The organism is Bacillus silvicola (assembly GCF_050524305.1).
GTDB lineage: Bacteria > Bacillota > Bacilli > Bacillales > Bacillaceae_G > Bacillus_A > Bacillus_A cereus_AT.
Genome location: NZ_JBNGVC010000013.1, coordinates 1,484,123 through 1,499,434, shown reverse-complemented (window position 1 = coordinate 1,499,434; position 15,312 = coordinate 1,484,123). Strand labels below are relative to the sequence as shown.

Here is a 15,312-nt window from a genome sequence, read left to right as displayed (position 1 = left end):
GAAACCAAAAAGGGTATGCATAGTTAAAGTCGTATATGGGTGAATATAGAAACTCTAATTATGGCCAAGAAAACTATGTATTTTTTATTTTAACATTTTTCGCTCCAAAATCGACCAAGCCTGATAGAGAAAGGGTGGAAATGAATGAAAGAAACCATGAAATCACAATTTCAAAATGTGCGTTTCACTTTATTCGTAGCTTTGGCCGTATGGCTAAAAACCTACATTATTACACGCACTAGCTTCGATTTAAAACTTGAATCTTTTATGCAAGAATTCATTTTATTCATTAGTCCATTAGCAGCATCATTACTGTTTGTGGGTCTTGCATTATTTGCAAAAGGGAAAAAACGTAACTATATAGCACTAGGAATCAACTTTATCTTAACGTTTATCCTTGTTGGTAACGTAATGTTCTACGGATTCTACAATGACTTCGTTACTTTACCAGTACTAGGACAAACATCTAATTTCGGAAGTTTAGGTTCTAGTGTGAAAGAATTATTTAACTTCAAAATCATCCTTGCATTTGCGGATATTATCGTATTCTTCGTTCTATTGAAGAAGAAGAAAAATTTTGCACCGACAGAGCGTGTAGCACGTCCGATGCGTTCCCTATACTTCGTGTCAACAATTGCTATTTTCTTCGTAAACCTAGGATTTGCAGAAGCTGAGCGTCCAGAACTATTAACACGTTCATTCGATCGCGTTATGCTTGTTAAAAACTTAGGATTATATGTACACCAAGCATACGATCTTGGCTTACAAGCAAAATCAAGTTCACAAAAAGCGTTTGCTGATAGTAGTAAATTGCAAGAAGCAGAAAACTATGTGAAAACAACACAAAGTAAACCAGATCCAAATATGTTTGGTACTGCAAAAGGGAAAAACGTAATTGTTGTCTCTCTTGAATCATTACAAACATTCTTAATTGGTGCGCAAGTTAACGGACAAGAAGTTACACCATTCTTAAACCAATTTGCGAAAGAAAGTTATTACTTCGATAACTTCTACCATCAAACTGGTCAAGGTAAAACATCTGATGCTGAATTCTTAGTAGATACTTCATTATATCCACTAGACCGTGGTGCTGTATTCTTCACACACGGTAACAACGAATATACAGCAACTCCAGAGATTTTGCGTCAGCAAGGGTATCACACATCAGTATTCCACGCAAACAACGCAACATTCTGGAACCGTAACATTATGTATCCGGCACTTGGTTATGATCGTTACTACAACGAACTTGACTACAAGATTACGCCAGAAACAAAACTAAACTGGGGACTAAAAGATATCGAATACTTTGATCAGTCTGTCGATATGTTAAAAGAAGTGAAGCAACCGTTCTATACTCGCTTCCTTACTTTAACAAACCATTACCCATTCACTTATGATGACAGTACGAAATTAATCGATGAATACAATTCTGGTGATGGCGTATTTGACCGTTACATGGTAACTGCTCGCTATTTAGACGAAGCAATGAAACACTTTATTGAGCGTCTAAAAGCTGAAGGCATCTACGACAACTCTGTGATCGTATTCTACGGTGATCACTATGGTATTTCTGAAAACCATAACCGTGCAATGGCACAGTTCTTAGGAAAAGAAGAAATCACTACATTTGACCATATGAACTTACAAAAAACACCGATGTTTATTCACGTTCCAGGTCAAAAAGAAGGTAAAACAATTTCAAAACCAACTGGTGAAATTGACATTAAACCAACAATTCTAAACTTACTTGGTGTAGATTCTACGAATCAAATTCAATTCGGTCATGATGTATTCTCACCTGATAATAAAGGATTCGTTGTTCTTCGTGACGGTAGCTTCGTTACAGATAAGTACATGTACACGAACAGTACATTCTACGACCGTAACACTGGCGAAGTTGTACAATTGCCGAAAGAAGAATCTCAACCACTTATTGATCGTGCCCAAAATGAATTGAACATGTCTGACAAAATCATTGAAGGTGACTTACTTCGCTTCTCTGAAAGTAACAAGATCAAAACTGGTGAAGTAAAGACAGCTATTAAAGAAGAAAAGAAGAGCGCTGAGTAATCTCAGCCTCTTTTTTTATTTTCTACTATCCTTCCTCTCCTATTCATTAACTTTAAAATTACATAACCTTCACCGAATATTTACACTACATTAATGAAGTATCTTTATAATAAAATATGCAAACGAGGTTTCACATATTTCTTATCTCTCATCTGTGATAAGATCCCTTAGAGAAATATGTGCACCATTTGTTTTCAACTTTCTTATAATTGTCTTACTAAAACTTTTAATAAGACGATGTCCCTACGAAAGATAGCTACCCTCCTTGTGCAGCATTCAATACGAATGTTGCTTTTTTTATTTCAAAAAGCAGGATTCTTATTTCTCATTTTCGAATTTGTATATACAAAATGCTATAAATCACCACTACTTCTCTATAATTTTCAAATACATATACGTCATATGAAGAGAATTGCTCACATAAAAATAACTAGAGTGCTTTTTATTCATGTACTAACGAAAGGATGGGACGAAAATTGGCATACGAAAAATTTGTACTATGGAATGATGCAGTTATTGATACAACAAAACATAGCGCGTACATAGAACTTGAAGAAAGAGGCTTGCAGTTTGGAGATGGTGTCTATGAGGTTATTCGCCTATATAAAGGGAACTTTCACTTATTAGATCCGCATATCACAAGGTTATATCGCTCCATGGAAGAAATAGAATTATCACTTCCTTTCTCAAAAGCAGAGCTTATTATCCTACTTTACAAACTAATTGAAAGTAATAATTTCCACGAAGATGGTACTATTTATTTGCAAGTATCTCGTGGTGTACAAGCTCGTACCCATGCATTCTCATATGACATCCCTCCGACAATCTATGCCTATATTACAAAGAAGGAAAGACCAGCTTTATGGATTGAATATGGTGTACGTGCTATATCAGAACCAGATACGCGCTGGCTACGCTGTGATATCAAATCTTTAAATTTATTACCCAATGTATTAGCTGCTACAAAAGCTGAACGCAAAGGTTGTAAAGAAGCTCTTTTCGTACGAAACGGTACTGTAACTGAGGGGAGCTGTTCTAATTTCTTTCTCATAAAAAATGGAACTCTTTACACACATCCAGCCAATCACCTTATTTTAAATGGCATTATTCGTCAATATGTCCTTTCCTTAGCGAAAACCCTTCGTATTCCTGTACAAGAAGAACTGTTCAGCATTCGCGATGTGTATCAAGCAGATGAATGCTTCTTTACGGGAACGACTATTGAAATTTTACCGATGACCCACCTTGATGGAACTGCAATTCAAGATGGTCAAGTTGGCCCTATCACAAAAATGCTACAAAAATCCTTTTCTCAAAGCTTGTTACAATCCAACATGTCATCTTCTTAAACACGAATAATTTCTATTCTCTCCACATCCAACATATGTATTTAAATAAAAATCAAGGTGTAGATTTATACCTTGATTTTTTCTTGTAATCTTTTTGTCATATTCAGATTCCCGCATAAGTCTTGACAGTAATCGACATGCTCTTTAGAATTTTTAACAGTTGGTAAATATTTCTTCACTACATTACAGACAGAAAGGAATCGACAAATTATGAAAAAATACCTTGCCGGTCTTGCGGCAGTGTCTGTAGCAGGAGGAGCAGCACCTACACTTGATAGCGTTCAAGCTGCCCCAGAACAAAACACACAAAAAGCTGCTACACAAACTGTCCAAGCTTCCGCATCAAACAACTCATCTTATAAGGTAACTGCTGACGTATTACATGTTCGTGCAGGATCTAGCACTTCTCATGACATTATCTCTCGTGTTTATAACGGTCAATCATTAAACGTGATTGGCGAAGAAAATGGTTGGTTCAAAATTAACCTAAATGGGAAAACAGGTTATGTGAGTGGTGAATTTGTATCAAAAAATGGAGCAACAACAAATAACAATGTAAGTACAGGTGGAAACAATAAAGTTACTGCTGATGTATTACGTGTTCGCACAGCTCCTAACACTTCTAGTGCTATTTCAGGCCGTGTGTATGAAGGACAAACTTTAAACGTTATCGGTCAAGAAAATGGCTGGGTAAAAATCAAACATAACGGACAAGTAGGTTATGTGAGTGACGAATTTGTATCTGGCGTTTCTTCAAATGGGGGCTCTACAAACAATAACGACCAAACAAATGTACAGCCAGCAAGCGGAAATTATACAGTAAACGTATCTTCCCTTCGCGTTCGTACAGGTCCTAGCACTTCTCATACAACTATAGGTTCTGTGAAAAAAGGACAAGTAGTACAAGTTGTAGGCGAAGTTCAAGATTGGTTCAAAATCAATTATGCGGGACAAACAGCTTACTTAAGCAAAGACTACGTAACAAAAGGCGGTTCTAACGAAAACGCCACGCAAGGTAACAACCAGGAACAAAACAATAATGTAACTGTTCAAACTGGTGGCACTTACGTCGTTAACGCAACATCACTACGTGTTCGTACGGGCCCTGCTACTTACCATAGCGTAATTGGTGGCGTATTAAATGGTACGAAATTAAACGTAGTTGGATCTGAAGGTAGCTGGTTTAAAGTTAATTATCAGGGAAAAACAGGCTACGTTAGCAGCGAATTCGTAAAATTCGTTAAAGGTGGCACTACTACTCCTGAACAACCTGAGCAACCTAACCAAGGTGCAATTGGCGATTACTACATTAATGCTTCTGCACTAAATGTACGTAGCGGCGAAGGTACAAATTATAGAATCATAGGCGCACTTCCACAAGGACAGAAGGTTCAAGTAATCTCTGAAAACTCTGGATGGAGCAAAATTAACTACAATGGTCAAACTGGTTACATCGGAACACGTTTCCTATCTAAAACACCAGTTGGGGGCGCAGTAGATAATAAGCCTAATGAAAATCAAAACAACAACAACAACAACAACAACGACAACAATAACAATACAAGCAATAATAGCGGTGACAGTTCTTCTATACTTGCATACGCGAAATCTATGCAAGGCGTGCCATACGTTTGGGGCGGTTCTTCTGCTAATGGTGTCGACTGCAGTGGTTACATCTACCACGTATTTAAGAAATTTGGCCATAACATTAGCCGCCAAAGTGTTGCAGGATATTGGAGTAGCTTACCAAAAACTTCAAGTCCACAGCCAGGCGACTTAATTTATTTCCAAAATACTTATAAAGCAGGTCCTTCTCACATGGGTATTTACCTTGGAGGTGGATCGTTTATCCAAGCTGGAGATAAAGGTGTAGCAATCGCTTCATTAAGCAACTCTTATTGGAAAAGCCATTTCTTAGGGTATACGAAAGCACCTTAAGTGATAGTTTCAGAGGCTTCTAGTTTACTAGAAGCCTCTTTTTTTAAGGTTTCAATATATGAATCCCTCTTATTCTCTTTCTCACGAAAAAATTATGCGTTCATTCTCCTATTTCGTACACCATACTCTATAAAAATTGTCCAAAATGTTATCACAATGAATATATTTCAACAAAAAACATAACCTATTTCATGTCGATTCATTTTATATGTGTTTTTTCAAAGAATTTTCTTTTTATTTAAACTTTTCGTTAGACGTTTGACCTCCGATGTCCATTATGATAAGTTACTTAAGATGTTATATTCGCAAAAGTATAGACAACTGGTTTATACACTTTTTTACTATGAGGAAGGAGCATACACTGCATGAATGTTTTATGGGGAATTGGCGGCGTGATTGGAGTATTAGCAATCGCTTTCTTATTATCTTCCAACCGCAAAGCTATTAATTGGCGCACAATTTTAATCGCGCTAGCATTACAAATGTCATTTTCATTTATCGTATTACGATGGGATGCCGGAAAAGCAGGTTTAAAATACGCTGCAGATGGCGTTCAAGGATTAATTAATTTTTCTTACGAGGGAATTAAGTTCGTTGCTGGGGATTTAGTCAACGCAAAAGGCCCTTGGGGATTTGTTTTCTTCATTCAAGCACTACTTCCAATCGTATTTATTAGTTCATTAGTTGCAATCTTATATCATTTCGGTATTATGCAAAAGTTTGTCAGTGTCGTTGGTGGCGCATTAAGTAAACTTCTTGGAACTTCGAAAGCAGAAAGTTTAAACTCTGTAACAACTGTATTTTTAGGACAAACTGAAGCTCCAATCTTAATTAAACCTTACTTAGCACGTTTAACAAATAGTGAATTCTTTACTATTATGGTAAGCGGTATGACAGCCGTTGCCGGATCAGTTCTTGTCGGCTATGCAGCAATGGGGATTCCGTTAGAACACTTATTAGCAGCAGCAATTATGGCAGCTCCATCAAGTTTATTAATTGCGAAACTAATTATGCCAGAAACAGAAAAAGTGGATAATAATGTTGAACTTTCTACAGAACGTGAAGACGCAAACGTTATCGATGCAGCAGCACGTGGTGCGTCTGAAGGAATGCAACTTGTTATTAACGTAGCAGCAATGTTAATGGCTTTCATCGCATTAATCGCTTTATTAAATGGTCTATTAGGATTAATTGGCTCTCTGTTCCATATTAAACTTAGCCTTGATTTAATCTTCGGTTACTTACTATCACCATTTGCAATCTTAATCGGGGTTTCTCCTGGTGAAGCTGTACAAGCAGCAAGCTTTATCGGACAAAAACTTGCAATCAACGAATTCGTTGCATACGCAAATTTAGGACCACACATGGCAGAGTTCTCTGCAAAAACAAACTTAATTTTAACATTCGCAATCTGTGGATTCGCAAACTTCTCTTCTATCGCAATTCAGTTAGGTGTAACAGGAACATTAGCTCCTACTCGCCGTAAACAAATTGCACAATTAGGGATTAAAGCAGTTATCGCTGGTACACTAGCGAACTTCTTAAATGCAGCAGTTGCAGGTATGATGTTCCTATAAATTAATGTAAAGTCTCCTCTTTAAAAGAGGAGACTTTTTTGTATACTATAAATATAATTTTCGTATATACCAAACACTAAATGTCTAGATATCTAGATGATATGTTACAACAATTAGTATGTCTGTTTATTTTTTCTTGCAACAAACAACAAAAGGGATACTATTTGATATCGCACGCTAAAAAAAGACTTCCAGCTACACGATCCATTTCTTAATAATTGTGCATACTACAAATATCCAGCACGAATTAGCTTTAAGGAGGAACGTTTCGTGAAAGATAAGTCCTATAAAGTCCTCTCTATGTGGATTTTACAAATTTTATTTTATTTTACTACTGTACATGTGACGAAATATGAGCACGCGCTCATATTTACAATTATATATGTCATCATAAATGTACTATTCCTATTTTTAGCTGATAAAACAGCATTTATTTTCTTTATACTGGGAACCATTATTTCAGTATTCTATTTATTTTATGAAGCGTGGCTTCACTTATGGAGTACATCAGATCAATGGGAATATATCATTACTCACTTCCTGATGGTAGCTAACTTCTTCCTTGTTTATATTTCAACCCACTTATTAAAAAAGGTTATCCTTAAAAATAGAGAGTTAACTGAACAAGTGCGAGTGTTGGAGCAATACATCGGAGAATCCAAACTATTAACAAGACAAGAATTCGAAAGACGACAAGCATTATTAAGGACTGCGATGAATCGTCGCAATGAAACAGGCATTATTATTTTCTTTGATTTCACTTCCTTTAGTAAATATACAAAGGAAAGCGTCATGGATCGTGTAGCTTCATTATTAGTTGATACAGTAAGAGCTAACTTTGACCTTGCTGCTGAATACGATAGCAATACACTGGTCATTCTACTGCAAAACACAAATGATGCAGGCGCTAATCTTGTAATGAACCGCCTACAACCAAAAATGGAGCAATGGTTTGCAGTTGAAGCAATCCAAGATATAAAAATTTCACGAGAGCAAATTGGACAAAAAGGACCGACATTATTATGATGACACTCGTTATACTCCTTTTATTCCTTCTGTTCTGCGTACTCGTTTTTTGGATTAGTATCATATTTTCAATTAAATATGTACTTATTTTTACTGCCTTTCTATTTTCTGGCCTACTCGTTTACTACTCTCTCTTAACACTCGCAGGCTTAGTTCATCGGAATAGGAAACGAAAAGATCGTACGCTAGAACATTATCCAAGTGTAGATATTTTAATACCTGCCCATAATGAAGGGGTTGTTATTAAAGATACATTAGAAGCAATGGCAAAGATTGAATACCCAGGCAAATTAAACGTTTATTTATTAAACGATAACTCTCAAGATGAAACACCTGAAATTGGCGATGATTTCGACAAAGCTTATGCTCATATTCATCACATTCGTGTACCACCTGGCGAACCAAAAGGAAAATCGCGTGTATTAAACTACGGTCTTAGCATTTCAGATGGTGAATATTTCTGTGTTTACGATGCAGATAATCAACCTGAACCACATGCACTGCGAATGCTCGTAGAACATGCTGAAACCATCCAAGATGCTGTTGGAGCAGTTGGACACGTTCGTACAGTAAATGAAAAGAGAAATTGGCTTACACGAATGATTTCATTAGAATTTCAGATTTTCCAGCTCCTTATGCAATCTGGACGCTGGCTATTATTCCAAACAGGCTCACTGACCGGAACAAACATGCTTCTTCGTCGTTCCGCATTAGAAGAACTTGGCGGCTATGATCCTTATGCAATTGCAGAGGATGCCGAATTAACATTGAGAATTACCCAAAAAGGCTATCTCTTACCAATCGCCCCGGAATCGATTACATGGGAACAAGAACCTGAACATTTAAAAATTCTTATTAAACAGCGTACACGTTGGCTTCAAGGAAACTTATATATTTTAGAAAAAATGTTTTCTTCGCTAAGCTTCTTTAAAGGAAAACTACTCGTCCATTCCTTACAGCAAGTTTTAGTATATGTCGTATTTTGGCTATTCTTAATCATTTCAAACGTTTGGTTTGTAATTGGACTGCTCGGGATATTCCAAATTCAATACAGCATTCCATTACTATTTATGTGGTATGTCGCATATATTACATATGTTTCTCAATTATTTAGTGCCCAGAGCGTCGAACGAACCTTTACACCAACCAACATTTTCATAAGCGTCATTATGTACTTTACGTACGCACAGCTCTTTACGTATTTGTTTATTCGCAGTCTCATTCTTTACTTACGTGCAAAGAGCAAGAAACAAGTAATTGGCTGGGATAAAACAGTACGATTTAAAAAGGAAAAATAAAGTGAAACTTTAATCAGTGGGGTTATTCATTTCCCACTGATTATTATCCCTCATCAATCGGGCTTTTACGGAATAAAAAATAAGCACAGAGCGCCGTAAGCTCTGTGCTTATTTTTTTACCGTAATACTATATATCAGACAATACCCCTTAGCTGAAAGTAATTTCACGTCCATCCCCCAACGAACGATCGACCTTCATTTATATACGAAAAAGTGATTGCTATTTTTGTAGAACCAGTTGCTTTTCTTGCTGCTCTTTGCGCGTTTCAGTCTTAGGTTCCGTGCTTTCTTGGACATTGCGATGTGCCACACGTTTCAAACAAATATGCTTCCACTTTCTTTCGTAACGTTTCATTATTCTAGATGTCCCCCTTGAATGCGATTTAAAACTATTTGAAATCGCTTACAGGAAATAATATAGCATATATACATAAAAGTGACAACACATTTCCGACATATTTTTGTCAAAAATATGAACATAATTTGCATAATATCGAATATTGTCGAAACATATCGATTTTCCTTTTCGAACTACTGATATCACCCTTTTCCTAATAGGTGCATTAAAAAGGAGCTGATATAAAATCAGCCCCTTTCCTTCTATTATTTATGTTGCTTCAGACGCCCTTCTTTTTGCAACTCTTTAAATAGTGCTGCAATCATAAAGAAAATAACAAATACAAATGGGAATGCCGCAATAATTGACGCAGTTTGCAGCGCCTCTAATCCACCAACATACAATAAGATCGACGCTAATGCCGCTAGAACAATGCCCCAAACCATTTTAATGCGATTTGGTGGGTTTAAACTACCATGTGTCGTTAACATCGCTAGAACAAACGTAGCAGAATCTGCTGATGTAATAAAGAATGTTGAAATAAGTAAAATAGCTAGAACACATAATGCCGGTCCCATGCCACCCATATGGTCTAACATAGCAAACAATCCTACTTCTGTGCCCATCTCTTTAATTTGTCCATATATATTCGCACCATCAAATAGCTCCATATGAATACCCGTTCCTCCAAAAACTGAGAACCAGAGTGCACCGATTACTGTTGGTACAAGTAACACACCAACTACAAACTCACGAATTGTACGTCCGCGTGACACACGAGCAATAAACGTTCCTACGAATGGTGACCATGCAATCCACCATGCCCAGTAGAAAATTGTCCATGACTGAATCCATTGATTTCCACCTTCATTTAATGGACTTAATCGGAAACTCATACTTGGCAATTCTTGAATGTATGAACCAATTGTTGAAGTAAAGTAATTCATAATAAAGTTTGTTGGACCTGCAAATAATACAATTATCATAAGTGCAAACGCTAAAATAATATTCGCATTACTTAAATATTTAATTCCTTTATCGAGTCCCGTTTGTGCAGATAACATATAAAGAACAGTTACAATTCCGATGATTACTAACTGTGTCGGTAATGAGTTCGGAATGGATGTTAAATAACTAACACCACCTGCGATTTGCTTCGCCCCAAGTCCTAATGATGTTGCCACACCAAATACTGTCGCAAATACAGCTAGCACATCAAACGTATGTGCAATACGACCATGTTCACCGCCCTTAAATAGCGGACCCACTGTCGCACTAATTGTACTCGCCCTTCCTTTTCTAAATGTAAAATACGCAATACATAATGCTACAAGTGCATATAATCCCCACGGATGTAATCCCCAATGGAAAAATGAGAAACGAAGTGCAAGACGTGCACTCTCTTCAGTTGCACCCTCTCCAAACGGAGGTGTGTATAAATGATTCAACGGTTCTGCAACGCCCCAGAAAACCAAACCAATTCCCATGCCGGCACTAAATAACATAGCAAACCATGTCATATAACTATAATCAGGTTCATCATCATCTTTACCTAAACGAATCGAACCGTACTTAGAAACAATTAAGAAAATAGCAATTCCTAAGAAAATAGAAACGGAAATAATATAGAACCAACCAAACTTACTAACTAGCGCAGCTTGAATTGCAGTCGTTACATTTCCTAAGCTACCTTTTCTAATAATAGATTCGGGAATAATCCCCCAAAGTGTAAATGCAATGCATAATGTTAATGAGACAATAAATGTTTTCGTCAGTTTCCTCATCAAATCCCCCTTCGTATGTTTCATTTCTTGTAAATAACATAAATTCCGATATGTTAAATCGGATAGAAAACCATAGTTTTTTGTGATGATTTTCTTTCGGCTCTCTCAAGTTTACCTTCACCAATTAGAGTTCTTATGGACAGCCTTACCTTCCGTACAACCTTTTCACTCTGCAAGAGCTACGAGATTGGAATCCTACTGTCAAATTGTGTGAGAAAAATGCGGATGGGAAGAGATTTTCCCAAAAAAGGATGTATTACAGTTTTAAAAAAGGGCGGATTTATTCTTTACAACCCTTTCTTCTTGTAACAATTATGCGGTTTTTTGCTAGTATATAGCGCGTGTTTATAACTTCACAAACGAGATGTTTATGTTTATATAACTATATTACCCATAAAACGGTAAAATACTCAAGGAATGTAACCGTATAGTAATCATTACGTAATACCGATGTAACATTTTTATTTACGCCGAAAAATATATGTTGTATTAAATATTTTGAATATAACTAGAAACCTACTAATTATATAGAATGAAAAACGCTTTCCTCTCATTCTAGCTATATTACAAAGTGTTAACGACTTATTACGAATGGTTTGTAATTGTGTGTTTTCCCCAAATCCGAAAAAATCTGTTGCTATAATGAGGACACGAAAACAAACGCAATGGAGGCTATCATGAAAAAATTAATTGGTATAGCAACAGCAGCAGTTTTTGGTCTTGGGATTTTCACCGCATCTGCTAATGCAGAAACTGTTGTAACAACAGACGTACTAAACGTACGAGAAAACCCTACTACTGAATCAAAAGTTGTCGATAAATTACAGAATGGTCATAAATTAGATGTTCTAAATACAGAAAACGGGTGGTCACAAATCAAATTAGATGGTAAAGACGCATTCGTAAGTGCAGAGTTTACAAAGAACTCTTACTATGTAACAGCTAACGTATTAAATGTACGTGCTGAAGCGAACACAAACTCAGAAATTCTTGGAACGCTTAAGAAAGACGATATGATCGAAACAACGAACCAAGTACAAAATGAGTGGTTACAATTTGAATATAACGGGAAAACGGCTTACGTTCATGTTCCTTTCTTAACAGGTACAGCACCTGTTATTGAGAAACAAGAAACGCCTGCTCCTGCTAAAGCTGCAGCACCAGCTAAAACTCAAGCACCTGCACCAGTAAAAACGGCTACTAAGCCTGCTGTGAAAGCTGCTGAAACTAGCGAACCTTCTAATGGTCGTGAGTTAACAGTTGTAGCTACAGCATATACAGCTCATCCGAGCGAAAACGGTGGCACATACGGCGGCCGTGTATTAACTGCAATGGGTCATGACCTAACAGCGAACCCAAACATGAAAATGATCGCTGTTGACCCGAAAGTAATCCCATTAGGATCTAAAGTATGGGTAGAAGGTTATGGAGAAGCTATCGCTGGTGATACTGGCGGTGCAATTAAAGGTAACCGTATCGACATTCTACTTGGATCAGATAGCGCTGCTCAAAAATGGGGACGCAAAACTGTTAAAGTGAAAATTTTAAAATAACCAATGACTGCTAAATTACAGCCGGTTCTCTTTATTGAGAGCTGGCTTTTATTTTTTATATAATACATATAAGGAGGTGACGTCCATGAATTTACAAGCTAAGGTAGACTGGGTCGGTACACCAAAACCGTACATATATAAAGATGATATAACATATGATGCTATCGCAATTGACTTCTCACTCACAAATGATGACAATCGCTATAAATTAATTGTGCTCAAGTCTGAAGAAAATACACATTACAAAATCGTACAATATGGAATAAAGCCAGGCTCTCAAAAGCCATTTCCTATTGATATTCCATTCGAGCAAGGAATGCTACCACTTATAGAACAAATATTACACGATCCATATGTACAAGCGATATTAAATCAAACACGATCCTAATTGCAAAAAAGGTATCACCTAGTAGAATTTTCCGACTAAGTGATATCCTTTTTTATTTTCCCTTCATGAATACGAGTAGAGAAAATTATATCAATGATTTTTCGAATATATCTATCATAAATTACAATATATCAACGGTTCGACATGAAATATCGATTTACCGACAAAGATTGAAAATAACGGTGCTACATAAAGAAAGAGACTGTTCAAAATTGAACAGTCTCTTTCTTTATGTTAACGAGTCGGACCAGATACTTCCTCTGACTTCAGCGTATTATTCGCTCCAAGAGAATGGTACAATATCTTTCCATTTCCATTAACAGTAACGATATGGTCATTATTAAAGCTTTTGAATTTCACAGAGCCATCACCATAACGAATATGATATTCTTCATATGTCGTTACTTTATATTTCGTTTCACTTTGACGCTCTACATTACGAATTTCCATTGTTAATAAATCTTCTGTAATTCCTTTTTTGTGTAGATATTGCAAGTAATCACGGTCTTCCTTATACGATTTCCCGCTCTTATCATAATCACTTTCAATTAAGCTAAAATCATTTAATGCAATTGCACGCACGTTATTATAAATATGATTTTGTACAAAGTCACCAACTGCTGAGCTTGAAGCTTCTTTCGGGAACTTTAAATAATATGTGCTTTGGTCTCCAACTTTGATGCTTTCGGATTTAATGACACCAAAGTCAGTGTTGTTCTCTAAATGTACTTCTACCGTTTCATCTGTCGGTACAGGACCAAGTTTATAGCTACCGTAACTTAATTTTCCGCGTTTCTTACCATTAACAAAAACAGTTGCGTCGCTTTCATCGGAAGAAATGGTTACATAATTTCCTTCAAGTGACAAATTCACTTCTACTGTCCCATTCTTTTCGTCTGCTAGATCTACTTCTTTTTCTGTTTCTAATTCAGTAAGTTCTGTCTTCGCCTTCGCCTTTACAACATAAGCCCCTAGGAAGTATGGACCTAATTCTTTTGAGGTTTTATCACTAGAAAGCTCTGCTTCTTTTTTATCATTTACATATATTTCAGCATTCTTTGTAGTTGTGCTAACACTCAAGTAATAAGATTTCATGCTGAACTTATACTTCGGATATAAGAACCACTCTTTCCCGTCTTCTATAATTTGCCCATCTTTAAAAGATGCATTATCACTTGCTAACTTTTGATTTACTGTTTCTTTTTGTAAATAAGACAGTAATGCTTTATTGTACGAAGGATTATCCTTTAAATAACGTATGTAAGCTTTAATATCTTCTGTCTTCACTTTCAAGCTCGGATCGTCCACTTTCAAAAACTCATCGATCGCATTCACATCTTTCTTTTGGAATGCTTCAATCATTGCATTTACTTGCTTTTCCTTCGAAAACTTGCTTGCACCGAATTTATAAGCGCCAAACAAAATAGCAACAACAATGACAAAACCTATAAGTAAAAACATGCTTTTCTTACTTTTCACTCGCCTTGTTTCTCTACTCATTTCTGAATGAGAAGAAGCTGTTTGATCAGCAATTTCTTCTACTTTACTTCCACACTCAGGACAAAAGTTCAAATGGTCTGCAAGCTGATTTTTACAAGTTCCACAAAACTTCAATATGCTCTCCCCCTATTTCTTAGCTAATTTCATTCCAGCGAACGCCGCTACATATGTCACAATGAAACTAAACAAAGTTAAGTATATAAATGAATTTTGCATAGATAGCACCGTGCCACTTGCCTCGAATAAATTCATTACATTTCCAGATACATCAATTCGGAACTTAGAAATTATGTTCATTACAATCATCATAATTGTGTAAGAACCACTGCATACCGCTAGTGTAATATACATATTAGTAGTCGGTAATTCTGCTAACTCTCTCCCTATAAATATATAGTAATATGCAAAATTAACTTCATATATATTACCATTATTTTCTAATTGTGTAATTAGAATTTCATTTTTTCTGTTTTGAGCATTTTTTGTTTA

At 36.3% G+C, this 15,312-nt stretch carries 11 protein-coding genes and 1 pseudogene; 8 read left to right on the top strand and 4 right to left on the bottom strand.

Going from position 1 to position 15,312, the window contains the following annotated elements; genetic code table 11:
- Positions 1–144: 144 nt before the first annotated feature.
- The 6 genes from ACP6L7_RS29800 to ACP6L7_RS29775 all read left to right on the top strand — a co-directional run bounded on the left by ACP6L7_RS29800 (position 145) and on the right by ACP6L7_RS29775 (position 9,261).
- Positions 145–2,073 (top strand): LTA synthase family protein, encoded by a 1,929-nt coding sequence (locus ACP6L7_RS29800; RefSeq protein ID WP_430529592.1) that lies wholly within the window; start codon positions 145–147, stop codon positions 2,071–2,073.
- A 464-nt stretch (positions 2,074–2,537) separates the two neighbouring features.
- The gene (locus ACP6L7_RS29795) at positions 2,538–3,422 is read left to right on the top strand and encodes a D-amino-acid transaminase (RefSeq protein WP_430529591.1); all 885 of its coding nucleotides are present in this window, start codon (positions 2,538–2,540) and stop codon (positions 3,420–3,422) included.
- Between the two features lie 210 nt (positions 3,423–3,632).
- The gene (locus ACP6L7_RS29790; RefSeq protein WP_430529590.1) at positions 3,633–5,360 is read left to right on the top strand and encodes a C40 family peptidase; all 1,728 of its coding nucleotides are present in this window, start codon (positions 3,633–3,635) and stop codon (positions 5,358–5,360) included.
- A 365-nt stretch (positions 5,361–5,725) separates the two neighbouring features.
- On the top strand, positions 5,726–6,937 hold the full coding sequence (locus ACP6L7_RS29785) for a NupC/NupG family nucleoside CNT transporter (RefSeq protein ID WP_430529589.1): 1,212 nt from the start codon (positions 5,726–5,728) through the stop codon (positions 6,935–6,937).
- Positions 6,938–7,207: 270 nt separating this feature from the next.
- A complete protein-coding gene (locus tag ACP6L7_RS29780) occupies positions 7,208–7,963 on the top strand; it encodes a dGTP triphosphohydrolase (RefSeq protein ID WP_430529588.1) in 756 nt (251 codons plus the stop codon).
- Complete coding sequence (locus ACP6L7_RS29775; protein ID WP_430529587.1) at positions 7,960–9,261, top strand: glycosyltransferase family 2 protein; 1,302 nt, start codon at positions 7,960–7,962, stop codon at positions 9,259–9,261. The genes ACP6L7_RS29780 and ACP6L7_RS29775 overlap by 4 nt, the downstream gene beginning before the upstream one ends.
- Positions 9,262–9,481: 220 nt before the next feature.
- On the opposite strand, the gene ACP6L7_RS29770 is transcribed toward ACP6L7_RS29775, so the two are convergent.
- Positions 9,482–9,616, bottom strand: a complete 135-nt coding sequence (locus ACP6L7_RS29770) for a hypothetical protein (RefSeq protein ID WP_000833065.1) — start codon at positions 9,614–9,616, stop codon at positions 9,482–9,484.
- 248 nt (positions 9,617–9,864) lie between these two features.
- Positions 9,865–11,382 (bottom strand): glycine betaine transporter OpuD, encoded by a 1,518-nt coding sequence (gene opuD / locus ACP6L7_RS29765; RefSeq protein WP_430529586.1) that lies wholly within the window; start codon positions 11,380–11,382, stop codon positions 9,865–9,867.
- A gap of 677 nt (positions 11,383–12,059) precedes the next feature.
- Between opuD and ACP6L7_RS29760 the strand changes: the two genes are divergently transcribed.
- Positions 12,060–12,935 carry a cell wall-binding protein EntA gene (locus ACP6L7_RS29760; protein WP_430529585.1) on the top strand — a complete coding sequence of 292 codons (876 nt, stop codon included), beginning with the start codon at positions 12,060–12,062 and terminating at the stop codon, positions 12,933–12,935.
- Between the two features lie 85 nt (positions 12,936–13,020).
- Positions 13,021–13,323 carry a DUF3910 family protein gene (locus ACP6L7_RS29755; RefSeq protein ID WP_430529584.1) on the top strand — a complete coding sequence of 101 codons (303 nt, stop codon included), beginning with the start codon at positions 13,021–13,023 and terminating at the stop codon, positions 13,321–13,323.
- A gap of 234 nt (positions 13,324–13,557) precedes the next feature.
- Here ACP6L7_RS29755 and ACP6L7_RS29750 read toward each other — a convergent pair whose 3' ends face one another.
- Positions 13,558–14,937 (bottom strand): zinc ribbon domain-containing protein, encoded by a 1,380-nt coding sequence (locus tag ACP6L7_RS29750; protein WP_430529583.1) that lies wholly within the window; start codon positions 14,935–14,937, stop codon positions 13,558–13,560.
- 12 nt (positions 14,938–14,949) lie between these two features.
- Positions 14,950–15,282 (bottom strand): annotated as a pseudogene (locus ACP6L7_RS29745) (zinc ribbon domain-containing protein); the annotation flags it as partial.
- Positions 15,283–15,312: the final 30 nt, after the last annotated feature.

Bases quoted from the DNA above. Each gene is read 5' to 3' on its own strand.
- ACP6L7_RS29800 (WP_430529592.1), top strand. From the start codon at position 145: ATGAAAGAAACCATGAAATCACAATTTCAAAATGTGCGTTTCACTTTA.
- ACP6L7_RS29795 (WP_430529591.1), top strand. From the start codon at position 2,538: ATGGGACGAAAATTGGCATACGAAAAATTTGTACTATGGAATGATGCA.
- ACP6L7_RS29790 (WP_430529590.1), top strand. From the start codon at position 3,633: ATGAAAAAATACCTTGCCGGTCTTGCGGCAGTGTCTGTAGCAGGAGGA.
- ACP6L7_RS29785 (WP_430529589.1), top strand. From the start codon at position 5,726: ATGAATGTTTTATGGGGAATTGGCGGCGTGATTGGAGTATTAGCAATC.
- ACP6L7_RS29775 (WP_430529587.1), top strand. From the start codon at position 7,960: ATGATGACACTCGTTATACTCCTTTTATTCCTTCTGTTCTGCGTACTC.
- ACP6L7_RS29770 (WP_000833065.1), bottom strand. From the start codon at position 9,616: ATGAAACGTTACGAAAGAAAGTGGAAGCATATTTGTTTGAAACGTGTG.
- opuD (WP_430529586.1), bottom strand. From the start codon at position 11,382: ATGAGGAAACTGACGAAAACATTTATTGTCTCATTAACATTATGCATT.
- ACP6L7_RS29760 (WP_430529585.1), top strand. From the start codon at position 12,060: ATGAAAAAATTAATTGGTATAGCAACAGCAGCAGTTTTTGGTCTTGGG.
- ACP6L7_RS29755 (WP_430529584.1), top strand. From the start codon at position 13,021: ATGAATTTACAAGCTAAGGTAGACTGGGTCGGTACACCAAAACCGTAC.